The following is a 23,058-nucleotide window of genomic DNA, read 5'->3' on the forward strand; positions in this document are numbered from 1 at the left end:
CCTCGCCCCCTGGCGTACGCTGGCCTGGCACAGCAACTGCCGCCAGCCACCTCCGGAGGGACGCCCCGGTGCCCGAAACCGCCGACCGTCAGGCCGTTCTCGACCGCGCTGCCGAGGGCGCCCGCATCACCCCCGAGGAAGCGCTCGACCTGTACCGCTCAGCGCCCCTGCACGCTCTGGGCGCCGCGGCCGACGCCGCCCGCCGCAAGCGCTACGCGGGCACCGAGCACATCGCGACGTACATCATCGAGCGGAACATCAACTACACCAACTCCTGCGTCACCGCCTGCAAGTTCTGCGCCTTCTACGCCTCGCCGAAGAGCGAGGACGTATGGACGCGCGACCTCGACGACATCCTGCGCCGATGCGAGGAGACGGTCGAACTGGGCGGCACGCAGATCATGTTCCAGGGCGGCCACCACCCGGACTACGGCGTGGAGTACTACGAGGAGCACTTCGCCGCGATCAAGGAGCGCTTCCCGGAGCTGGTGATCCATTCGCTGGGCGCCTCCGAGGTCGAGCACATGGCGAAGATCTCCGGTGTGACCCCCGAGGAGGCGATCCGGCGCATCCACGCCGCCGGCCTCGACTCCTTCGCGGGTGCGGGTGCCGAGCTGCTGCCCGCCCGGGCCCGCAAGGCCATCGCCCCGCTCAAGGAGTCGGGCGAGCGCTGGCTGGAGATCATGGAGACGGCGCACGGCCTGGGCGTCGAGTCCACGTCGACGATGCTGATGGGCACCGGCGAGACCAACGCCGAGCGGATCGAGCATCTGCGGATGATCCGTGACGTGCAGGACCGCACGGGAGGCTTCCGCGCCTTCATCCCGTACACGTACCAGCCGGAGAACAACCATCTGAAGGGCCAGACGCAGGCCACCCTCTTCGAGTACCTGCGGATGATCGCCGTCGCGCGGCTGTTCTTCGACAACGTGGCGCACATCCAGGGCTCCTGGCTCACCACCGGCAAGGAGGTCGGCCAGCTCTCCCTCCACTACGGTGCCGACGACCTCGGCTCCGTGATGCTGGAGGAGAACGTGGTCTCGTCGGCGGGCGCGAAGCACCGCTCGAACCGTACGGAGCTGCTGGAGCTGATCCGCTCCGCGGACCGGGTACCGGCGCAGCGGAGCACGACGTACGAGCACCTCGTCGTCCACGAGGACCCGGCCGACGACCCGTCGGACGACCGCGTCGTCTCGCACTTCTCGTCCACCGCGATCGAGGGCGGCAGTGCGCACCCCGAACTCAATCTGATCGAGGCGAAGTAGCCCGGCGGACGGCGAAGCCAGCCCGAGGAAGCCCGTCGGCCTGTCCGCCTCAAGTCCCGTGCGTGTGGGGGTCGTTGCGGGGGTAGGTCCGCTGGTGCACCGCATGTCCGACTCCGGTCGCCGTGGCCGGGACGCCGGTGCACCGGCTTGGGGTGGGGCACTTGGACGACGAGGACGCCAGGGAAGCGGTACGGCGTCATCTCGAACGGCGTGGGGAACTGGCGCAGGCGGGTCCGCCGCCCACCTGGTCGCTCACCCGGCACACCCTGGTGACGGGCCGGGTCGTACGCAGCATCGAGAGCCGTATGGAGAGGCCGGAGAAGGAGCCCGGCGACTTCGGCCTTTCGGACCGTCCGGTCTACGACGTCCTCGCCGACTACCGCCTCGATCCGCCGCGGGACCCTTCGCAGCCGACGATGCTGCGGCTGGTCAAGCGCGGATCGGAGGCGGTGGAGCCCTGCCGGCGCTGCGACGGCGGCAAGGTCGGATGCCCGGAGTGCTCGGGCCGTAAGACGGTGCGCTGCGACCGCCGTATCGAGTGCGAGGTGTGCGGCGGGGTCGACTCCTGCCTCAACTGCCGGTCGGGCGACAGCGATAAGGACTCCGAGGCGGGCTCCGAGGCGGCGCGGCCCGCGCCCGTACGTACGGAGAAGCGCCTCACCTGCGCCGAGTGCGGAGAGCGGGGCGCCGCCTGCCGCTCGTGCCTGGGCAGAGGCGAGGTCGACTGCCTCGAGTGTGAGGGCACGGGCCGCCGGGACTGTCCCCGATGCGACCGCGCCGGCACGGTGGCCCACGACGACTGCGAGGGCACCGGAATCTTCACCACCTGGATCGGGGGCACCATCGGCCGGAGCCCCGATACGAAGCCCCTGCGGTGGCCGGAGCACGGCCTGTCCTGGTGGGCCCGGAACCGCGCGCGCCGCAACGGCAGTTGGCGTACGGCGGTGCTCGACGGCCGCGCCGGGGTCGCGTCCGTCGGCGAGCTGGACGACGAGGCGGTCAAGGGGCTGGAACCGCGAATGGCGAAGGCGGACGGCGAAGTCGCCCTCAGGGCCACCCTCGATGTGCTTCCGCTTGTCCGGGTCGACGTGCCGCTGCTGCCGCACCGTGTGCTCTACGCCCATCCCGCGCCGGCGGCGCACCCCGGGGCCACCGTGTACGGGGTGTTCGCCGTGCCGTCCCGGCAGCGGACCGTGCAGATCGCCGCCGCGGCCCTGGGAGCGCTGGCGGTACTCGCGTCGCTCTGGTGGTTCCTGTCGTAGCCGCGCTGCCGCGTCTGCCGCGCATGTGCGATCCGCTGTGCCGTCCGCTGTGCAGTCCGTGGACCCCGCCGCCGCGCCTCGCCGGGCGTGCCGACACAATGGCCGTGTGACCCGCGCATCACTGGAAAAGCAGCCGCAGGCAGTCGCCGCGATGTTCGACGACGTCGCCGCGCGGTACGACCTCACCAACGACGTGCTCTCCCTCGGGCAGACGCGGCTGTGGCGTCGGGCCGTCGCCCGCGCCGTGGACGCGCGGCCCGGTGAGCGCGTCCTCGATCTCGCCGCGGGCACGGGCACCTCGTCGCAGCCGTTCGCCGCGGCGGGCGCCTACACCGTGCCGTGCGACTTCAGCCTCGGAATGCTGGCGGAGGGCAAGAAGCGCCATCCGTGGATGCCGTTCACCGCCGGGGACGCGACCCGACTGCCGTTCGGCGACGGGGTGTTCGACGCCGTGACGATCTCGTTCGGGCTGCGCAACGTGCAGGACGTCGACGGTGCGCTGCGCGAGATGCACCGGGTGACCGCGCCCGGCGGCCGGGTCGTCATCTGCGAGTTCAGCCACCCGACGTGGGCGCCGTTCCGCACCGTCTACACCGAGTATCTGATGCGGGCGCTGCCTCCGGTCGCCAGGGCCGTCTCCTCCAGCCCCGACGCATACGTCTATCTCGCGGAGTCGATCCGTGCCTGGCCCGACCAGCCCGCGCTCGCCCGCCGCCTCCAGGACGCGGGCTGGGCGAAGGCCGCCTGGCGGAATCTGACGGGCGGCGTCGTGGCACTGCACCGCGGTGTACGCCCCTAGGACACCGGGGCGTGACCGCCGCCGACGCCAAGGCGTACGCCCGTGACCCGTGACCCTCAACCCGTAGCCGTCAGGGGCCCGAGGCAAGCCCGGCGCCCCTGGACCGACGGTCCCGGCCGTCCTCATAGACTGCAACTGCCCAGTACCCAGCCTTTGCGGGAGTCCTCGTGACCGACACCGTCACCTCCGAGCGGACCGCTGATGTGATCGTCGTAGGTGCCGGCCCCGCCGGGGCCACCACCGCCTACCACCTCGCCCGCAGCGGCCTGGACGTGCTCCTGCTGGAGAAGACCGCGTTCCCGCGCGAGAAGGTGTGCGGCGACGGCCTTACGCCGCGCGCCGCCAAGCAGTTGACCGCGATGGGCATCGACATCTCCGAGGAGGCGGGCTGGCTGCGCAACAAGGGCCTGCGCATCATCGGCGGCGGTCAGCGCCTGGAGCTGGACTGGCCGGAGCTGGCCAGCTACCCCGACTACGGACTCGTGCGCAAGCGCGACGACTTCGACGAGCAGCTCGCCCGGCAGGCCGAGAAGGCCGGTGCCCGGATGTACGAGCGCTGCAATGTCGGCGAGCCGATCCTCGACGCCGCGGGCCGCATCACCGGCGTACACGCCAAGCTCGGCGAGGAGAAGACGCCGGTCACCTTCCACGCGCCGCTCGTCGTCGCCGCGGACGGCAACTCCACGCGCCTGTCCGTGAAGATGGGCCTGCACAGGCGCGAGGACCGGCCCATGGGCGTGGCCGTGCGCACGTACTTCACCTCGCCCCGCCACGACGACGACTATCTGGAGTCCTGGCTGGAGCTGTGGGACAGGCGCGGCGGTCAGGACCGTCTGCTGCCCGGCTACGGCTGGGTGTTCGGCATGGGCGACGGCACCAGCAACGTCGGCCTCGGCGTCCTCAACACCTCGGAGGACTTCAAGGAGCTGGACTGGCGGGAGATCCTCAAGGCGTGGACGGCGTCCATGCCCGAGGAGTGGGGCTACACCCCGGAGAACATGACGGGCCCCATCCGCGGTGCCGCGCTCCCGATGGCCTTCAACCGGCAGCCGCACTACACGCGTGGGCTGTTGCTCGTCGGCGATGCGGGCGGCCTGGTGAACCCGTTCAACGGCGAAGGCATCGCATACGCCATGGAGTCGGCTGTCATCGCCGCGGAGACCATCGTCCAGGCGCAGGCACGCGCCACTCCCGCACAGCGCGAACTGGCCCTGCGCCGCTACCCGAAGATCCTCAAGGAGACCTACGGGGGCTACTACACGCTGGGCCGCGCCTTCGTGAAGCTCATCGGCAATCCGAAGGTGATGAAGGTGGCGACGGAGCGCGGTCTGTCCCACCCGCTGCTGATGCGCTTCGCGTTGAAGATGCTCGCCAATCTGACGGACCCGTCGGGCGGCGACGCGATGGACCGCGTCATCAACGGGCTCAGCAAGGTCGCGCCGCGAGCGTAGCGACTCCCCCCGGGCGCGCCGGCCCGAGGAAGCCGAACCCGTCGGCGGTACCGGCCAGTTCGCGGAGACCGTCGGCTCCCGCCTCGCGCGGGGTGCCGAGCGGGAGGCGGCCCTCCGCGACCGCCGCGCCCGGCCGGGCGCCGCCCCGCATCACGCGGTCGGCAGCGCCTCGCCCGTGGGTGACGCCTGCTCCAGCAGCGCAGAGCCCAGAGTGCCCAGCGTATGGCGGACGTTGCCGCCCGCACGATGCGAGGTGATCAGGCCCGCGTCCCGGAGGACCGCCGTATGGTGCGAGGCCGTGGCCGGTGAGACGTCGAGGTGGCGGGCCAGCTCCGATGTGGTGCATCCCGAGGCGACCATTTCCAGGGCCGCGGCGCGGGTCCGGCCGAGCAGTGCCGCACAGGGGTTCTGCCGGCTCTCCGGGCGCCGTCGCCGCTCGGCGTCCGCCCACCCCGACTCGTGCTGGACCGGGTAGACGAGCACCGGCTGGAGGGCCGGATCGCGCAGCGTCACGGGATTGCGCCGGCAGAAGAACGACGGGACGAGGCGCAGGCCGCGCCCGTGCAGACACATGTCGCGGTCCACGCGGGTACCCCGCAGCTCCAGTACGGGGGGCTCCCAGCTCAGATTCGGATGGAGACCGTCGAGCAGTCCCGCGACGCCGCCGTTCAGCATGCGCTGGGCGCGCTCCGCACGGTCCGCCTCCAAGTGGCCCCGGATCTGCGACTGGTACGGGGCGAGGGCCAGCTCGTGGTAGCTGCCGACCGCGTCGGCCAGACGCTCCAGGCCGCGAGGACCCACGTCCCTCGCCCACACCGGTACGTGGCGGCTCGCGGCGAGCCTGCGCATATCGGTGCGCAGCCGCTCGCGCGACGTGCGGCGGAGGGCTTCGAGGCCCGCCTCCAGCCCGTCGGCGGACTCGGAAGGAGTGAGGAAGTCCGGCGAATAGCCGCGGGGCGGCGCGAGCGGGAAGAGGAGGTTCCGCACGGATACCGGCAGCCGTGAGCGCGTGCGTTCCCGCCATCTTCCGAAGACCGTCTCTCCGTGGCGCTCCTGAAGCAGGTGCAGGCTGAGCAGCGTCTCCCACAACGGATCGAGTGCGCTCGCGACTTGAGTCCTCGCCAGGTCGTCGGCTCCGAAGTGGATGCGGATCGGCATGGCCGGTACCTCTTTCTCTCCCCCGTGGCCCGAGGAGGACAAAGCTCCCCGGGATTCGTGCTTCCTCAGGATGCAGCGCCCGTGCGTTTCGCTGTCAACCTGTTCGTTCGCCGGACCCGTCGCCGCCTGCGCTTTTTGAGTCAGGTCGAACGGGTTTGGTGCGCGGGCGCACGCCGTGGAGTGTGGGACGTACGCACGGACACAGGGCCGGTCAGGGGCCCGACTGCCCCGCACCGTAAGGCTCTTGGTATCGCCACTAGGGAAACGGGGGGACACCTCATGCCGAACATGACGTGGTTGGCCGATGTGCTCAGGCAGGGCGGCCTGAAGGTCCAGGAAGAGAACGGCTGGCAGACCCGCGGTCACGGCGAGATGGGTGACGTACGGGGAATCATGCTGCACCACACCGCGGGCCCGGCGGAGGGCAACTACCCGAGCCTGAACATCGTCAGGGACGGCGACTCGTCGCTGCCGGGGCCCCGTGCCCAGTTGGGGCTGGGCCGGGACGGCACCTGGATCGTCATCGCCGCCGGCATCGCGTACCACGCTGGCACGGGCGGCCCGTGGGAGAGCGTGCCGAAGAACGAGGGCAACGAGTACATGATCGGCGTGGAAGCGGAGTCGGTGGGCACCCGCCCGGACTGGACGCCCGAGCAGCTCGACGCGTACCCGCGCGGGGTCGCCGCCCTGCTCAAGCACGTGCACCAGCCTGCGTCGCGGGCCATCGGGCACAAGGAGTGGGCGCCCGAGCGGAAGAGCGATCCGGCGTTCTGGCCGGGCGACATGGACGGTTTCCGCACGGAGGTGGAGAAGCACCTCAACGGGCAGGGCGGTCCGGCGCCCGCGCCCTCTCCCGGCCAACCGCAGCCGGGAGGCCGGGAGTTCGGGACCTGGGGGACCGGGGTCAAGGTGCACAGCGAGCCCAAGCTGGACTCGCCCGTGGTGCACACCCTCAACGGGCCGACGAAGGTCACCGTCGACTTCCAGCGCCGCGGCGACCTCGTCGTCGCCGACGGCTTCAGCAATCCGTGGTGGGCGCACGTCCCGCAGTTCAACGGCTTCATGACGAACATCTACATCGATCACCCGGACTCCCTGCTGCCCGGAGTCCCCCAGAACTGAGCCCGGCCGGAAGGACGACGCAAGGGAGCACCATGGCCCTCGAAGAGATCCGTGACTGGGGCAAGCGGCAACTGGCCCGCCTCGGCGACACGGAAGAGAAGGACACCGGGGACGCGCAGAGCGCGCAGAGTCCGCAGCAGTCCGCTCCCGCCGGAGCGGCGTCTACGAACCAGAGCAGTCCGCAGCAGACCAGGGGGAAGTCCATGGCCTACGACCTCGAAGCAGCAAAGACGGTCTACCGGGTCGGCCGGGAGATGAACGTCAACGACAAGGTGATGCTGTCCGCGTTCGAGACCGGAATCGTGGAATCGGGGATGCGCAACCTCAACCACGGCGACAGCGACTCGCTCGGCGTCTTCCAGCAGCGGCCGTCGCAGGGCTGGGGCACTCCCGAGCAGATCCTGGACGTGAGTCATGCGTCGCGCTCGTACTTCGAGCGGGCCGTCGCGTCCGACGCGAAGGACAAGAACCAGTCCACCGGGCACCTCGCGCAGAGCGTGCAGCGCTCCGCCTACCCCGAGAGGTACGACCAGGCCGAGGGAGAGGCACGCCGGTTGCTCCAGCAGACGGCGGCGGCAGTGGACGGCGGCGCGCCGCCGCAGCCCGGTCCGGGCCAACCGCAGCCGGGGGGCCGGGAGTTCGGGACCTGGGGGACCGGGGTCAAGGTGCACAGCGAGCCCAAGCTGGACTCGCCCGTGGTGCACACCCTCAACGGGCCGACGAAGGTCACCGTCGACTTCCAGCAGCGCGGCGACCTCGTCAACACCGAAGGTTTCAGCAATCCGTGGTGGGCGCACGTCCCGCAGTTCAACGGCTTCATGACGAACATCTTCATCGACCACCCGGACGCCCTGCTCCCGGATGTGCCGCAGCGCTGACGGAGGTTGCGGCCGACTGCCGCCGACGCGGCGGCACGACAGGCCGGGAGAACGACGAAGGGGCCCGCCGCCGCCCGGACCCGGGCGGCGGCGGGCCCCTTTCGCGTGTTCTGGTGCCGGTCGCGTCCTTCGGCGCGGCCGGACCCGTCGGCGTGGACCGGAGCCGTCAGAGGAGGCGCATCGCGCCCGTCGGCGGGTCGTAGTCCAGCGGCTTCTCCACGACGCCCGTGGAGGAGTTCTGCGCGCCGATGAACTTGCCGTCGCCTACGTAGACCCCGACGTGGTAGGCGCTGCCCGAGCCGCCCCAGTAGAGGAGGTCGCCCTGCTGGAGCGAGTCCATGGAGACGGACGTGCCCTGGGTGGACTGCGCCTGCGAGGTACGCGGCAGGCTCACGCCGAGCTGCTTGAAGGCCGCCTGGGTCAGGCCCGAGCAGTCGTAGGCGGAGGGCCCGCTGGCGCCCATCACATAGGACTTGCCGACCTGGGCCTTGAGGAAGCTGATGAGCCCGGCGACGTTGCCGCTGCCCGCGGAGAGGGTGGTGCGCTCGCTGGTGCGCGAAGCGCGGTCCGCGGCGGCCTCCTTGCGCGCGGCCTCCGCCTTGCGCTTCGCCGCCTCGGCCTTCTTGCGGGCCGTGTGCGCCGCGTCCTGCGCGCTGTCGGCGGCCTTGGCCTCTGCCTGGTCCACCTGGCGCTGTAGCGCGTTGGTCTTGAGCGAGTCGGCCGCCTTCGCCGTCGACTGTTCGACGGTGTGGCTCGCGGAGGCCAATTCGACTGTCTCGGCGGCTTCATCCTGCTTCTCGGCTGCCGAGGACGCCGGGGAGATGGCCGTGGTGAGTGCGACCGCTCCCAAGACGCCGCCGGTCGCCCCCGCGCGCAGCGCCCTGTTCACGTTGCTGCTGCGGGGTTTCCGGTGTCTGGGTATGTGAGCGTTCCGGGACATGGGGCATGGATAGCAGGGCGGGGATGATCCGTTCAAAGAAGGTGCGATGCGCCACAGTGGCGCCGGTTTCGTCCAGTTGAGCCGGAGTCGATCTTCGAAGGTCTCGAAACGGTCACGGCCTTGCGCCCAACTACGGGGCTGTGACCAGGTAGTTGTCCGTATTGCGCGCATCTCCGTCGGCGCATATCACCCCGCAGGGGGTCTCGGCAAAGGTGGCAGGGGCTGCCATCGAGCCCTGTGGCGCAGGTCACTCGCCCACTGTCAACTCTGTTCATGAATGGGCGTTTGATCCGATGTCATCCCCTTTTGTGATGCGGAGATCCGATGCGTGAAGCGTGAAGGAAGTGATCAACGCGGGGTGTTTGTGCTGCCGTTCACGAACACCCCCCGTCGCCGCCGGGAGGCGATCAGCGGGCGAGTCACTCGAAGGGTGCTTTCCGGGCAGGGTGTACCGGGTCTCGTTCCCGCTGCGCGCGGGTCTCGTTCGGATATCGGTTGGCGGGGCTCGCCGTGAATTCGCCCCCGCACTCTCCGGGCCCCTCGCCCCCGCTCCGAGGCGCGCGAACGCCTCTCGTGGGGCCAGTTGGCGACGGGTGCGACGAAAGGCCTTGCGACCCTTCGCAATTGAAGATCGTCATCCCTCTGACGTGCGGTTTCGATGCCGCGTGTTGGAGATCACAAACTCCTACAGGGACCCCGTGTCGCAGATCACAAGCCCCAGGCATAGGATGCCTCCCGCAAGGGCTTGTGAACTGCCTCACATAGAAGCGATCTTCATGGAGGCGGGACATTCGCCCGGCGGACAGCCGGCAGTCAGCGTCGACGGCCCTCCGGTCCCACCGGTCCGGTAGGGGCCCCAGGGTCGACTGGAAGGAGCGGGGAGCGGTGAACGCCTACACGCCAATCCTTGTACTGGGAGCCATCGCGGCGGCCTTCGCGATCTTCTCGGTGGTCGCGGCATCGGTCATCGGCCCCAAGCGCTACAACAGGGCCAAGCTGGAGGCGTACGAGTGCGGCATCGAGCCCACTCCGCAGCCGGCCGGCGGCGGGCGTTTCCCGGTCAAGTACTACCTGACGGCGATGCTCTTCATCGTCTTCGACATCGAAATCGTCTTTCTCTACCCGTGGGCGGTCCACTTCGACTCCCTCGGGATCTTCGGCCTCGCCGAAATGCTGGTCTTCGTCGCCCTCATCGGCGTCGCGTACGCCTACGACTGGCGGCGCGGCGGCCTGGAATGGGATTAGGGGCAGGTACTCAATGGGACTCGAAGAGAAGCTGCCGAGCGGCTTCCTGCTGACCACCGTCGAGCAGGCCGCGGGCTGGGTGCGCAAGTCGTCCATGTTCCCGGCGACCTTCGGACTCGCCTGCTGTGCCATCGAGATGATGACGACGGGCGCGGGACGCTACGACCTCGCCCGGTTCGGCATGGAGGTCTTCCGCGGATCGCCGCGCCAGGCCGACCTCATGATCGTGGCCGGGCGCGTCAGCCAGAAGATGGCTCCGGTGCTGCGGCAGGTCTACGACCAGATGCCCAACCCGAAGTGGGTCATCTCCATGGGCGTTTGCGCCTCGTCCGGCGGGATGTTCAACAACTACGCGATCGTGCAGGGCGTCGACCACATCGTGCCCGTCGACATCTATCTGCCCGGCTGCCCGCCGCGTCCCGAGATGCTCCTCGACTCGATCCTCAAGCTCCACGAGCACGTGAAGGGCGAGAAGCTCGGCGTCAACCGCGAGCAGGCAGCCCGTGAGGCGGAGGAGGCCGCGCGCAAGGCGGTTCCGACGATCGAGATGAAGGGGCTGCTGAGGTGAGCGACGCAAACGGAAACGGCACGAACGGTTCCGTGCCCGCGCCGCGCCAGGACGCCGGTGAGGTCATCGGCGTACGGCGCGGCATGTTCGGCGCCGACAAGGGCGGCGACACCTCGGGTTACGGCGGCCTCGTCCGCACCGTCCGGCTGCCGGGCGCGAGCGGACGCCCCTACGGCGGCTACTTCGACGAGGTGGCCGACGAGTTGGAGGGCGCCCTGGAGGAGCAGGGCCTCGCACCCGAGGACGCCATCGAGAAGACGGTGATCGACCGCGGCGAGATGACGTTCCACATCGCCCGTGAGCACCTGCTCCAGGTGGCGCGGACCCTCCGGGACGACCCGGCGCTGCGGTTCGAGCTGTGCACCGGCGTCAGCGGCGTCCACTTCCCCGGCGACAAGGGCCGTGAGCTGCACGCCGTCTACCACCTGCGCTCGATCACCCACAACAGGGTGATCCGGCTGGAGGTCAGCGCCCCCGACGCCGACCCGCACGTCCCCTCGATCGTCGAGGTCTACCCGACCAACGACTGGCACGAGCGCGAGACTTACGACTTCTTCGGCCTGATCTTCGACGGTCATCCCGCGCTGACGCGGATCATGATGCCCGACGACTGGCAGGGCTTCCCGCAGCGCAAGGACTACCCACTCGGCGGCATCCCCGTCGAGTACAAGGGCGCCCAGATCCCGGCTCCCGACCAGCGGAGGTCGTACAGCTGATGAGTACACACGCACCCGCGGGCATCCGCGAGACCACCGAGGGCACCGTCTACGACGTCACCGGCGGCGACTGGGACGAGGTCGCCGCCGCTGCCGCCCGCAGCGACGACGAGCGGATCATCGTCAACATGGGCCCGCAGCACCCCTCCACGCACGGTGTGCTCCGGCTCATCCTGGAGATCGACGGCGAGACGGTCACCGAGGCCCGCTGCGGCATCGGCTATCTCCACACCGGCATCGAGAAGAACCTCGAGTACCGGACGTGGACGCAGGGCACGACGTTCGTTACGCGCATGGACTACCTCACGCCGTTCTTCAACGAGGCGGCGTACTGCATGGCCGTGGAGAAGCTCCTCGGCATCGAGGACGACATCCCCGACCGGGCCAACGTCATCCGCGTGCTGCTGATGGAGCTGAACCGGCTCTCCTCCCACCTGGTGGCCATCGCCACCGGCGGCATGGAGCTCGGCGCCACCACCGTCATGATCTTCGGCTTCCGGGACCGCGAACACGTCCTGGACCTCTATGAGTTGATCACCGGGCTGCGGATGAACCACGCGTTCATCCGCCCGGGCGGTCTCGCCCAGGACCTGCCGCCCGGCACGGTCGACGCACTGCGCGAGTTCGTGAAGAAGATGAAGAAGAACCTGCCCGAGTACGACGCGCTCTGCTCCGGCAACCCGGTCTTCAAGGCACGCCTTCAGGACGTCGGCTATCTCGACCTCGCCGGCTGCATGGCCCTCGGCGCCACCGGCCCGATCCTGCGCTCCGCCGGACTCCCGCACGACCTGCGCAAGTCGCAGCCGTACTGCGGTTACGAGACGTACGACTTCGAGGTGCCGACGGTCGACACCTGCGACTCCTACGGACGCTTCCTGCTGCGCCTGGAGGAGATGCGGCAGTCGCTGCGCATCATCGAGCAGTGCATCGACCGCCTGGAGCCCGGTCCCGTCATGGTCGGCGACAAGAAGATCGCCTGGCCCGCCCAACTCGCCCTCGGGCCCGACGGACTGGGCAACTCCCTCGACCACATCAAGAACATCATGGGCACCTCCATGGAAGCCCTCATCCACCACTTCAAGCTGGTCACCGAGGGCTTCCGGGTCCCGCCGGGGCAGGCGTACGCGGCGGTGGAGTCCCCGAAGGGCGAACTCGGCGTGCACGCCGTGAGCGACGGCGGCACCCGCCCGTACCGCGTGCACTTCCGTGACCCCTCCTTCACCAACCTCGAAGCCATGGCGGCGATGTGCGAAGGCGGCCAGGTCGCCGACGTGATCGTGGCCGTGGCGTCCATCGACCCCGTGATGGGAGGCGTCGACCGATGACCACCGCGCCCGACAGCGCCCACCGACAGGGTCCGGCCCCCGAAGCCCCGATGCTCGGCATCCCCGCGATGCCCGCGCCGGACTACCCGGCCGACGTACGAGAGCGGCTGGAGCCGGACGCACGCGCGATCATCGCCCGCTACCCCGACAGCCGCTCGGCGCTGCTGCCGCTGCTGCACCTCGTGCAGTCCGAGGAAGGCCATGTGACGCCCACCGGGCAGCGCTTCTGCGCAGAGATGCTGGAGCTGACGACGGCCGAGGTGAACGCCGTCGCGACGTTCTACTCGATGTACCGGCGCAAGCCCTCCGGGGACTACCAGGTCGGCGTGTGCACCAACACCCTCTGCGCGGTGATGGGCGGCGACGCCATCTTCGACGACCTCAAGGAGCACCTCGGCGTCGGCAACAACGAGACCACCGAGGACGGCAAGGTCACCCTCGAGCACATCGAGTGCAACGCCGCCTGCGACTACGCCCCCGTGGTGATGGTCAACTGGGAGTTCTTCGACAACCAGACGCCCGAGTCCGCACGGCAGTTGGTCGACGACCTGCGCGCCGGACGCGAGGTCGCCCCCACGCGCGGCGCCCCGCTGTGCACCTTCAAGGAGACGGCACGCATCCTCGCCGGCTTCCCCGACGAGCGCCCCGGCGCCGTCGAGGCCACCGGCGGCGGCGGTGAACCCTCCATCGCCGGGCTGCGCCTGGCCAGGGGCGAGGCGCCCGCCAACCGGCTCGCACACCCGCCGGGGCCGCCCGGCCCCGCGGACCAGCCGGTGCCGCTCCCCGGCGAGGAGGCCCCCGAGAGCCACCCCAGTTCGCACGATCTGCCGCAGTCGACCTCTGCGTCCGACCCGGCCAGCGACGCGGGCCCGATCCGCCCGGAGACCGGGGAGGAGAGCGAGTAATGGCGACGGAATCACCGGAGAAGCTGCTCACCCCCGTCCTCTCCGCGTACTGGGACGAGCCCGAGGCGTGGACGCTTCAGACGTACAAGCGCCGCCACGACGGATACGCGGGCCTGAAGAAGGCGCTCGCCATGCCGCCGGACGACGTCATCGCGTACGTGAAGGACGCGGGCCTGCGCGGACGCGGCGGCGCCGGCTTCCCGACGGGCATGAAGTGGCAGTTCATCCCGCAGGGCGACGACAAGCCGCACTACCTCGTCGTCAACGCCGACGAGTCGGAGCCGGGCACCTGCAAGGACATCCCGCTGATGTTCGCCAACCCGCACTCCCTCATCGAGGGCATCATCATCGCCTGCCACGCGATCCGCTCCTCCCACGCCTTCATCTATCTGCGGGGCGAGGTCGTGCCCGTACTGCGGCGGCTGCATCTCGCGGTCCGCGAGGCGTACGAGGCGGGACTGCTCGGCAAGAACGCCCTCGGCGAGGGCAAGGACCTGGAGCTGACGGTCCACGCCGGTGCCGGCGCGTACATCTGCGGTGAGGAGACCGCGCTGCTGGACTCCCTGGAGGGGCGGCGCGGACAGCCGCGGCTGCGGCCGCCGTTCCCGGCCGTCGCCGGTCTCTACGCCTGCCCGACCGTCGTCAACAACGTCGAGTCCATCGCCTCGGTCCCCGCCCTGATCAACAAGGGCAAGGAGTGGTTCCGCTCGATGGGCAGCGAGAAGTCCCCCGGCTTCACGCTGTACTCCCTCAGCGGCCATGTCGCCAACCCCGGCCAGTACGAGGCGCCGCTCGGCATCACGCTGCGGCAGCTCCTGGAGATGAGCGGCGGCATGCGGCCCGGTCACCGGCTGAAGTTCTGGACGCCGGGCGGCTCTTCGACGCCGCTGCTCACCGACGAGCACCTCGACGTGCCCCTCGACTACGAGGGCGTGGGCGCCGCCGGGTCGATGCTCGGCACCAAGGCCCTCCAGTGCTTCGACGAGACGACATGTGTCGTACGGGCGGTCACGCGCTGGACGGAGTTCTACGCACACGAGTCCTGCGGCAAGTGCACGCCGTGCCGCGAAGGCACGTACTGGCTCGTCCAGTTGCTGCGCGACTTCGAGGCGGGCAAGGCCACGAAGGCCGACATCGACAAGATCGACGACATCCAGGACAACATCAACGGCAAGTCCTTCTGCGCGCTCGGCGACGGCGCCGCCTCACCGATCTACTCCTCGCTGAAGTACTTCCGCGAGGAGTACGAGCAGCACATCGACGAGGGCGGCTGCCCCTTCGACCCGGCCAGGTCGGTCATCTGGGCCGACCGCCACCAGACCGCTCACCCGGAGGTGAAGGCGTGACAGTCACCACAGACGCGAAGACCTCCTCGGGGGCGAGGCGGACCGTCCGCCCGAGGACCTGGTCTCCCTGACGATCGACGGGGTGGAGATCTCCGTGCCCAAGGGCACGCTGGTCATCCGGGCCGCCGAGAAGCTGGGCATCGAGATCCCGCGCTTCTGCGACCACCCGCTGCTCGACCCGGTCGGCGCCTGCCGCCAGTGCATCGTCGAAGTCGAGGGCCAGCGCAAGCCGATGGCCTCCTGCACGATCACCTGCACCGACGGGATGGTCGTCAAGACGCAGCTCTCCTCGCCCGTGGCGGAGAAGGCACAGCGCGGTGTGATGGAGCTGCTGCTCATCAACCACCCGCTGGACTGCCCCGTCTGCGACAAGGGCGGCGAGTGCCCCCTCCAGAACCAGGCGATGTCCACCGGCGATCCCGACACCCGCTTCGAGGGCGCCAAGCGCACCTTCGCCAAGCCGGTGCCGATCTCCGACCAGGTGCTGCTGGACCGCGAGCGGTGCGTGCTGTGCGCGCGCTGCACCCGCTTCTCCAACCAGATCGCCGGCGACCCGATGATCGAGATGCTGGAGCGCGGCGCCCTCCAGCAGATCGGCACCGGCGAGGGCGACCCGTTCCAGTCGTACTTCTCCGGCAACACGATCCAGATCTGCCCGGTGGGAGCGCTGACTTCGTCGGCGTACCGCTTCCGCTCCCGCCCCTTCGACCTGGTCTCCTCGCCGTCGGTGTGCGAGCACTGCTCGGGCGGTTGCGCGACGCGCACCGACCACCGGCGCGGCAAGGTCATGCGCCGGATGGCCGCCGACGACCCCGAGGTCAACGAGGAATGGCTCTGCGACAAGGGCCGCTTCGCCTTCCGATACGCACAGCGCCCCGACCGCCTCACGACCCCGCTCGTACGCGGCGACGACGGTGAACTGGCGCCCGCGAGCTGGCCGGAGGCCCTGGAGGCCGCCGCACGCGGACTCGCCGGCGCCCGCGGACGTGCCGGTGTGCTCACCGGCGGCCGGGTCACCGTCGAGGACGCCTACGCGTACGCCAAGTTCGCGCGGGTCGCGCTCGGCACCAACGACATCGACTTCCGCGCACGGGTGCACTCCCGCGAGGAGGCCGCGTTCCTGGCCGAGCGGGTCGCGGGCCACGGCCGCGACCTGGACGGCACCGGCATCACCTACAGCGCGCTGGAGGCCGCACCGGCCGTGCTGCTCGTGGGCTTCGAGGCCGAGGAGGAGGCGCCCGGCGTCTTCCTGAGGCTGCGCAAGGCCATGCGCAAGCGCGGCCAGCGCACCTTCTCCCTCGCCTCGTACGCCACCCGCGGCCTGGAGAAGGCGGGCGGCACGCTGCTGCCGGCCGCACCCGGCACCGAGACCGAGTGGCTGGACGCGCTGTCCGGACGGGTCGGGCTCGACGCGGCCGGTGAGGCCGCGGCCGACGCGCTGCGCGCCGAAGGCTCCGTGATCATCGTCGGCGAGCGGCTGGCCGCGGTGCCGGGCGCGCTGACCGCTGCCGTACGCACGGCCACCGCGACCGGCGCCCGGCTGGTGTGGATCCCGCGTCGTGCCGGTGAGCGCGGCGCCGTCGAGGCGGGCGCGCTGCCGACGCTGCTGCCAGGCGCCCGCCCCGCGAACGACGCCCGCGCACGCCACGAGGTCGCCCGCGCATGGGGACTGGCCGAACTGCCCGCCGCGCCGGGCCGTGACACTGCCGGCATCGTCGACGCGGCCGTCGACGGCGAACTGGACGCACTGGTCGTCGGCGGCGTCGAACTCGCCGATCTGCCCGACCCGGCACGAGCCGCCCAGGCCCTCGACGAGGTCGGCTTCGTCGTCAGCCTGGAGCTTCGGCCGAGCGAGGTCACCGACCGCGCCGACGTCGTACTCCCGGTCTCGGCGGTGGTGGAGAAGCCCGGCACCTTCCTCAACTGGGAAGGCAGGGCAAGGCCGTTCGAGGCGTCGCTCAAGGCGGACCAGATGACGCGACGCCACGTCCAGCCCGACGCGAGGGTGCTGCACATGCTCGCCGACGCCCTCGACGTACATCTCGGGCTGCCGGACGTGAGGACCATCCGCGGCGAGATCGACCGGCTCGGCCACTGGGACGCGGGCGACGTCGAGGACTCCTTCACCCGTGGCAACGCCGCGGCCCCCGCCTCCTCCACCCCGCAGGCGGGCAAGGGCGAGGCGGTGCTCGCGGGACACCGGCTGCTGCTCGACCAGGGCAGGCTCCAGGACGGCGACGAGGCGCTGGCCGGTACGAGGCACCCCGCCCGCGCCCGGCTCTCCAAGGCCACCGCGGCCGAGGCGGGCGTGGCCGACGGCGAGGTGCTGTCGGTCTCGGGGCCGCTCGGCAGCGTCCAACTGCCCCTGGAGATCACGCCGATGCCCGACCGGGTGGTGTGGCTCCCGCTGAACTCGGTGGGCGGCGGCGTCCAGTCGGACACGGGCGCCCTCCCGGGCGAGCTGGTCCGTATCGCACCCGCACCCGGACCGCGCGACCGCGCCGCACAAGAGGAGGTGAGCGCGTGACCGCGCTGTTGAAGGTGAGGCGGCGGGCCGCGGCTGCGGCCGCAGCGGCCGTCCGTCCGGTCGACGTGCGCAGCGCGTGCGCCCGCATCGAGGAGGTGACCGCGTGAACGGCACCGTCCGGCTCGCCGAGGAGGACCTCTCGTTCTTCGGGCACGACCCGATCTGGCTGATCGCGCTCAAGGCCGTCTTCTGCTTCGCGTTCCTGATGGTGACGGTGCTGATCTCCATCGTGATGGAGCGCAAGGTCGTCGCGTGGATGCAGTTGCGCATCGGCCCCAACCGGCACGGCCCGTGGGGCATGCTCCAGTCCCTCGCCGACGGCGTGAAGCTGATGCTGAAGGAAGACGTCGTCGTCAAAGGCGCCGACAAGGTCGTCTATCTGCTCGCACCGGTGCTGGGCGCGATCCCGGCGTTCATGGCGATCGCCGTGATCCCGTTCGGGCCTCCCGGCAACGAGGTGTCGATCTTCGGCACCCGTACGGCGATGCAGCTCACCGACCTCCCGGTGGCGGCGCTGTACATCCTGGCCACGGCCTCCATCGGCGCCTACGGCGTGGTCCTCGCGGGCTGGTCGTCGAACTCGACGTACCCGCTGCTCGGCGCGGTCCGCGCCACCGCTCAGGTCATCAGCTACGAGATCGCGATGGGCCTGAGCTTCGCGGCGGTCTTCCTCTACTCCGGCTCGATGTCGACGTCGGCGATCGTGGACGCCCAGCAGGACACCTGGTTCGCGGCGCTGCTGCCGGTGTCGTTCCTGATCTACATGGTGTCGATGGTCGGCGAGGCGCACCGTGCGCCCTTCGACATGCCGGAGTCCGAGGGCGACCTCGTCGCCGGCTATCAGACCGAGTACAGCTCCATCAAGTTCGCGCTGTTCATGCTCGCCGAGTACGTGCACATCGTGACGCTCTCCGCCCTCGCCGCCACCCTCTTCCTGGGCGGCTGGCGGGCGCCGGCGCCGATCTCCACGTACTGGGAAGGCGCCAACCACGGCTGGTGGCCGATGCTTTGGTTCTTCCTCAAGGTGTGCGCCCTGATCTTCTTCTTCGTCTGGATCCGCGGCACGCTCCCGCGTGTGCGCTACGACCAGTTCATGAAGCTGGGCTGGAAGGTCCTCATCCCCGTTTCCCTGGTGTGGCTGATGCTCGTCGCCACCGTGCGGGCCATGCGCAACGAGGGCTACGACTTCGCGGGGATCGTCTACTGGGTCGCGGGCGCCGCGCTCGCGATCCTGCTGCTCTCCTTCGTCGTCGACGTCTTCCGCGGACGCAAGGAGGCGGCCGAGGAGGAGGCCGAGCAGCGTAAGGCGGCCTCGGAGGTCTTCGATCCGATGGCGGGCGGCTTCCCCGTGCCGCCGCTGCCCGGGCAGACGCTGCCGCCGGTGCCGCGCCGCCGCTCTCGCCACGACCGCACGCTGGTCGGGCCGTCCGGCGCGACGTCGGATTCCGCGGGCGATGCCGGCGCGTCCGGCGACGCCGCCCAGAACACAGACGGAAAGGAGGCCGACGGTGCCTGACAACGACGCACAGGGGCTGCACCCCAAGACCCCGCGCAGCTCCGTGGCCGGCTTCGGCGTGACCTTCAAGGACATGTTCAAGAAGCGGCTGACGGAGCAGTACCCCGAGTACAAGAAGCCGACGGCACCCCGCTTCCACGGCCGCCACCAGCTCAACCGGCACCCCGACGGGCTGGAGAAGTGCGTCGGCTGTGAACTGTGCGCCTGGGCCTGCCCCGCGGACGCCATCTACGTGGAGGGCGCCGACAACACCGACGAGGAGCGCTACTCGCCGGGCGAGCGCTACGGACGCGTCTACCAGATCAACTATCTGCGCTGCATCCTGTGCGGCCTGTGCGTAGAGGCGTGCCCGACGCGGGCGCTGACGATGACGAACGAGTACGAACTCGCCGACTCCTCCCGCGAGTCGCTCATCTACACCAAGAAGGAGCTGCTCGCGGGCCTGGAGGACGGCATGGTCGACTCTCCGCACGCCATCTACCCGGGCATGACGGAGAAGGACTACTACCGCGGGCTCGTCACCGCCGCCGCTCCCGGCACCGAGCAGCAGACCGTGACCGACACCGGCGACCCGCAGGAGTCGGCAGGGACGTTCGGAGCCGCGGAGCCCGCCGCCAGCCCGCTGGTCACCGACGCCCCCTCCGGAGCCGACGCCGACGGCGTCGACCCGTCCTCGCGCGACGCCGCCGAGGCGGACACCGGTGAACAGGGCACGGCCGTACGGGCCCAGGGCAACCGCTCCGGGAACGACTCGAAGGAGGGAAGGTGACCATGGCCGCCATGCTCGCCACGCCCGCCATGACCTCGTCCGCCGGAGCGCTCGACCTGGCCGCCGCCTCCACCTCGACCGGTGAGACCGCGGGGTTCTGGGTGCTGGGCACCGTCGCGGTGCTCGGTGCGCTCGGCACCGTGCTGCTGCGCCGCGCGGTGCACTCGGCGCTGTGCCTCGCGGGCACCATGGTGATCCTGGCGCTCTTCTACCTCGCCAACGGCGCCTACTTCCTGGGCATCGTGCAGATCGTCGTCTACACCGGCGCCGTGATGATGCTCTTCCTCTTCGTGCTGATGCTGGTGGGCGTGAGCGCCGCCGACTCCCTCAAGGAGACGCTCAAGGGCCAGCGCTGGCTCGCGGCGGCCTGCGGTCTGGGGCTGGGCGTGCTCCTCGTCTCCGGCATCGGCCAGGCGTCGGTGCACACCTTCACCGGTCTCGCCCGCGCCAACGACGGCGGCAACGTGCCGGCGCTGGCCTCGCTGCTGTTCACCAAGTACGTCGTCGCCTTCGAGGTGGTGGGCGCGCTGCTGACCGTCGCCGCAGTCGGCGCGACGCTGCTGACGCACCGCGAGCGCATCGAGAAGACCAAGTCCCAGCGCGAACAGGCCGAGGAGCGCGTCAAGTCCGGCAAGCAGCTTCCGCCGCTGCCCGCACCCGGCGTGTACGCACGGCACAACGCCGTCGACCGCCCCGGACTGCTGCCCGACGGCACGCCGTCCGAGCTGACCATCAGCGCGACGCTGCGGCAGCGCGGCCAGGTGCGCGAGGTCGGCCAGGACGCACTGCACCGGGTCGCGGCGCTGGAGCAGCGCACCGCCGACAGCCACGGCCAGACCGAGCGCATCGGACGGATGTACGGCGAACCCCACGACCCGGAGCGGGACGTGGACGACGCCGACGACGAAGGACGCGGCGGTCGTGAGGCCCGTAAGGCCCGCGAAGGCGACCGGGACCAGGTCCGGGAAGAGGAGGCCGCCAAGTGAGCCCCGTCAACTACGTCTATCTCGCCGCGTTGCTGTTCACCATCGGCGCCGCCGGGGTGCTGATCAGGCGTAACGCCATCGTGGTGTTCATGTGCATCGAACTGATGCTGAACGCGGCGAACTTGACACTGGTCGCCTTCTCCCGGATTCACGGCAATCTCGACGGGCAGATCATGGCGTTCTTCGTCATGGTCGTCGCCGCCGCCGAGGTCGTGGTCGGTCTGGCGATCATCGTGATGATGTACCGCTCCCGTCACTCGGCCTCGGTCGACGACGCCAGCCTGATGAAGCTGTAAGGGGTACGAACCAGTGGAGTCATTGATCGGACTGCTCGTCGGCTTCCCGCTGCTGGGTGCGGCGGTGCTGCTGTGCGGCGGCAGCAAACTCGACCGGAGCGGGCACTGGCTGGGAGTGCTGCTCGCGGGTGCCTCGTTCGTGACCGGCGCCGCGCTCTTCGCCGGGATGCTCGGCGAGCCCGCGGACGACCGTGCCATGCACCAGCATCTCTTCAGCTGGGTGCCGGTGGAGAGCTTCCAGGCGGACGTCGCCTTCCAACTCGACCAGCTCTCCATGACGTTCGTGCTGCTGATCACCGGTGTGGGCACGCTGATCCACATCTACTCGGTCGGCTACATGGAGCACGATGTCTCCCGCCGCCGCTTCTTCGGCTATCTCAACCTCTTCCTCGCGGCGATGCTGCTGCTCGTACTCGCCGACAACTACCTGCTGCTGTACGTCGGCTGGGAGGGCGTGGGCCTCGCCTCGTACCTGCTGATCGGCTTCTGGCAGTTCAAGCCGAGCGCGGCCGTGGCGGCGAAGAAGGCGTTCCTGGTCAACCGCGTCGGCGACGCGGGCCTGGCCATCGCGATCTTCCTGATGTTCACCACGTTCGGCACCTTCACCTTCGCGCCCGTACTGGAGAACGCGACGGACGCGGGCGAGGGCAAGCTGACCGCGATCGGGCTGATGCTGCTGCTCGCCGCGTGCGGCAAGTCCGCGCAGGTGCCGCTCCAGTCCTGGCTGGGCGACGCGATGGAGGGCCCGACCCCGGTCTCGGCCCTCATCCACGCCGCGACGATGGTGACCGCGGGCGTCTACCTCATCACCCGCTCCGGAGCGATCTTCAACGGTGCGCCGGACGCGCAGACGGCCGTCGTGGTCGTCGGTGCGGTCACGCTGCTCTTCGGTGCGATCGTCGGTTGCGCCAAGGACGACATCAAGAAGGCGCTGGCCGGTTCGACGATGTCGCAGATCGGCTACATGGTGCTGGCGGCCGGACTCGGCCCGATCGGCTACGCGTTCGCGATCATGCACCTCGTCACGCACGGCTTCTTCAAGGCGGGCCTCTTCCTCGGTGCCGGCTCGGTGATGCACGGCATGAACGACGAGGTCGACATGCGCAAGTACGGCGGCCTCCGCAAGTACATGCCGGTCACCTTCGTGACGTTCGGGCTCGGCTATCTCGCCATCATCGGCTTCCCCGGCCTCTCCGGGTTCTTCTCCAAGGACCAGATCATCGAGGCCGCGTTCGCCAGGGGCGGCACGCAGGGCTGGATCCTCGGCGCGGTCACCCTGGTCGGCGCCGCGATCACCGCGTACTACATGACGCGCGTGATGCTGCTGACCTTCTTCGGCGAGGAGCGCTGGCGCCGTACGACGCCGTCGCCGGACGAGCCGAGTTCCCCCAGCCTTCGGCCGGGGGTGCCCCCAGAGCCTGCGGCGGAGGTGCACGGCGAGCACGGCGAGCCGCACCCCCACGAGTCGCCGAGGGTCATGACGGTCCCCATGATCGTGCTGGCCTTCGGATCGGTCTTCGCGGGCGGCCTGTTCAAGGCGGGGGAGTCCTTCGTGCACTGGCTGGAGCCCGTCACGCAGTTCGAGCACGGACACCCGCCGGTCTCGGCCGCCGCGGTGACCGGCGCCACGGTCGTGGCGCTCGTGCTCGGTGTCGCCGGAGCCTGGCTCCAGTACGGCCGCAGGCCGGTGCCCTCGGTGGCGCCGCGCGGCAGCCTGCTGACGCGTGCTGCCCGTCGCGACCTGCTCCAGGACGACTTCAACCACGTCGCCCTGGTCAAGCCCGGCGAGTATCTGACGCGCGGGCTCGTCTACGCCGACAACAAGGTGGTCGACGGAGCCGTCAACGGCACCGCCGCCGCCTTCGGCGGACTCTCCGGCCGTACGCGCCGGGTCCAGAACGGTTTCGTCCGCTCGTACGCGGTCTCGATGTTCGGCGGCGCGGCGATCCTGGTCGCCGCGACCCTGCTGATGAGGGCGGTCTGA

The 23,058-nt window shown here is 70.2% G+C and carries 20 protein-coding genes; 18 read left to right on the plus strand and 2 right to left on the minus strand.

The genetic code is table 11. The annotated features are described in order from the left end of the window. The first annotated feature begins 68 nt into the window (after positions 1-68). From mqnC to MMA15_RS16680, 4 genes are all read left to right on the plus strand, one after another. Positions 69-1,265: a cyclic dehypoxanthinyl futalosine synthase gene (gene mqnC, locus MMA15_RS16665; RefSeq protein ID WP_241060689.1), complete on the plus strand. Its 1,197-nt coding sequence runs from the start codon at positions 69-71 to the stop codon at positions 1,263-1,265. 161 nt (positions 1,266-1,426) lie between these two features. Beyond that, positions 1,427-2,527, plus strand: a complete 1,101-nt coding sequence (locus MMA15_RS16670) for a hypothetical protein (protein ID WP_241060691.1) — start codon at positions 1,427-1,429, stop codon at positions 2,525-2,527. A gap of 106 nt (positions 2,528-2,633) precedes the next feature. Continuing rightward, the gene (locus MMA15_RS16675) at positions 2,634-3,326 is read left to right on the plus strand and encodes a demethylmenaquinone methyltransferase (RefSeq protein ID WP_241060693.1); all 693 of its coding nucleotides are present in this window, start codon (positions 2,634-2,636) and stop codon (positions 3,324-3,326) included. Between the two features lie 167 nt (positions 3,327-3,493). Next, positions 3,494-4,777: a geranylgeranyl reductase family protein gene (locus MMA15_RS16680; RefSeq protein ID WP_241060695.1), complete on the plus strand. Its 1,284-nt coding sequence runs from the start codon at positions 3,494-3,496 to the stop codon at positions 4,775-4,777. Positions 4,778-4,927: 150 nt separating this feature from the next. On the opposite strand, the gene MMA15_RS16685 is transcribed toward MMA15_RS16680, so the two are convergent. Beyond that, entirely contained in the window at positions 4,928-5,935 is a 1,008-nt protein-coding gene (locus MMA15_RS16685) for an ArsR/SmtB family transcription factor (RefSeq protein ID WP_241060697.1), read from the minus strand. Between the two features lie 279 nt (positions 5,936-6,214). On the opposite strand from MMA15_RS16685, the gene MMA15_RS16690 reads away from it, so the two are divergent. Then, positions 6,215-7,057: a peptidoglycan recognition protein family protein gene (locus MMA15_RS16690; RefSeq protein ID WP_241060699.1), complete on the plus strand. Its 843-nt coding sequence runs from the start codon at positions 6,215-6,217 to the stop codon at positions 7,055-7,057. A gap of 32 nt (positions 7,058-7,089) precedes the next feature. Continuing rightward, positions 7,090-7,935 (plus strand): hypothetical protein, encoded by an 846-nt coding sequence (locus MMA15_RS16695; RefSeq protein ID WP_241060701.1) that lies wholly within the window; start codon positions 7,090-7,092, stop codon positions 7,933-7,935. A gap of 166 nt (positions 7,936-8,101) precedes the next feature. Here MMA15_RS16695 and MMA15_RS16700 read toward each other — a convergent pair whose 3' ends face one another. After that, a complete protein-coding gene (locus MMA15_RS16700; RefSeq protein ID WP_241060703.1) occupies positions 8,102-8,875 on the minus strand; it encodes a C40 family peptidase in 774 nt (257 codons plus the stop codon). An 885-nt stretch (positions 8,876-9,760) separates the two neighbouring features. Between MMA15_RS16700 and MMA15_RS16705 the strand changes: the two genes are divergently transcribed. The 12 genes from MMA15_RS16705 to nuoL all read left to right on the plus strand — a co-directional run bounded on the left by MMA15_RS16705 (position 9,761) and on the right by nuoL (position 23,058). Further along, positions 9,761-10,120 carry an NADH-quinone oxidoreductase subunit A gene (locus MMA15_RS16705; RefSeq protein WP_055488006.1) on the plus strand — a complete coding sequence of 120 codons (360 nt, stop codon included), beginning with the start codon at positions 9,761-9,763 and terminating at the stop codon, positions 10,118-10,120. Between the two features lie 13 nt (positions 10,121-10,133). Then, a complete protein-coding gene (locus MMA15_RS16710) occupies positions 10,134-10,688 on the plus strand; it encodes a NuoB/complex I 20 kDa subunit family protein (protein WP_241060705.1) in 555 nt (184 codons plus the stop codon). Continuing rightward, positions 10,685-11,404, plus strand: coding sequence for an NADH-quinone oxidoreductase subunit C (locus tag MMA15_RS16715; protein ID WP_241060707.1), 720 nt, complete (start codon positions 10,685-10,687; stop codon positions 11,402-11,404). The genes MMA15_RS16710 and MMA15_RS16715 overlap by 4 nt, the downstream gene beginning before the upstream one ends. Further along, positions 11,404-12,729, plus strand: coding sequence for an NADH-quinone oxidoreductase subunit D (locus MMA15_RS16720; protein WP_241060709.1), 1,326 nt, complete (start codon positions 11,404-11,406; stop codon positions 12,727-12,729). Before MMA15_RS16715 ends, MMA15_RS16720 begins: the two co-directional genes overlap by 1 nt. A gap of 50 nt (positions 12,730-12,779) precedes the next feature. Beyond that, positions 12,780-13,634, plus strand: a complete 855-nt coding sequence (gene nuoE / locus MMA15_RS16725) for an NADH-quinone oxidoreductase subunit NuoE (RefSeq protein ID WP_372498348.1) — start codon at positions 12,780-12,782, stop codon at positions 13,632-13,634. After that, positions 13,634-14,980 carry an NADH-quinone oxidoreductase subunit NuoF gene (nuoF, locus tag MMA15_RS16730; RefSeq protein ID WP_241060713.1) on the plus strand — a complete coding sequence of 449 codons (1,347 nt, stop codon included), beginning with the start codon at positions 13,634-13,636 and terminating at the stop codon, positions 14,978-14,980. Before nuoE ends, nuoF begins: the two co-directional genes overlap by 1 nt. Before the next feature lie 82 nt (positions 14,981-15,062). Further along, positions 15,063-17,507, plus strand: a complete 2,445-nt coding sequence (locus tag MMA15_RS16735) for an NADH-quinone oxidoreductase subunit G (protein ID WP_308290551.1) — start codon at positions 15,063-15,065, stop codon at positions 17,505-17,507. A 103-nt stretch (positions 17,508-17,610) separates the two neighbouring features. Next, positions 17,611-19,023 (plus strand): NADH-quinone oxidoreductase subunit NuoH, encoded by a 1,413-nt coding sequence (gene nuoH / locus MMA15_RS16740; RefSeq protein ID WP_241060715.1) that lies wholly within the window; start codon positions 17,611-17,613, stop codon positions 19,021-19,023. Positions 19,024-19,096: 73 nt separating this feature from the next. Then, complete coding sequence (gene nuoI / locus MMA15_RS16745) at positions 19,097-19,792, plus strand: NADH-quinone oxidoreductase subunit NuoI (RefSeq protein ID WP_241063239.1); 696 nt, start codon at positions 19,097-19,099, stop codon at positions 19,790-19,792. A gap of 2 nt (positions 19,793-19,794) precedes the next feature. Further along, positions 19,795-20,778 (plus strand): NADH-quinone oxidoreductase subunit J, encoded by a 984-nt coding sequence (locus MMA15_RS16750; RefSeq protein WP_372498349.1) that lies wholly within the window; start codon positions 19,795-19,797, stop codon positions 20,776-20,778. Then, the gene (nuoK, locus tag MMA15_RS16755) at positions 20,775-21,074 is read left to right on the plus strand and encodes an NADH-quinone oxidoreductase subunit NuoK (RefSeq protein ID WP_241060717.1); all 300 of its coding nucleotides are present in this window, start codon (positions 20,775-20,777) and stop codon (positions 21,072-21,074) included. The genes MMA15_RS16750 and nuoK overlap by 4 nt, the downstream gene beginning before the upstream one ends. A gap of 13 nt (positions 21,075-21,087) precedes the next feature. Then, positions 21,088-23,058, plus strand: a complete 1,971-nt coding sequence (nuoL, locus tag MMA15_RS16760; protein ID WP_241060719.1) for an NADH-quinone oxidoreductase subunit L — start codon at positions 21,088-21,090, stop codon at positions 23,056-23,058.

It is taken from the genome of Streptomyces marispadix, from assembly GCF_022524345.1.
Lineage (GTDB): Bacteria > Actinomycetota > Actinomycetes > Streptomycetales > Streptomycetaceae > Streptomyces > Streptomyces marispadix.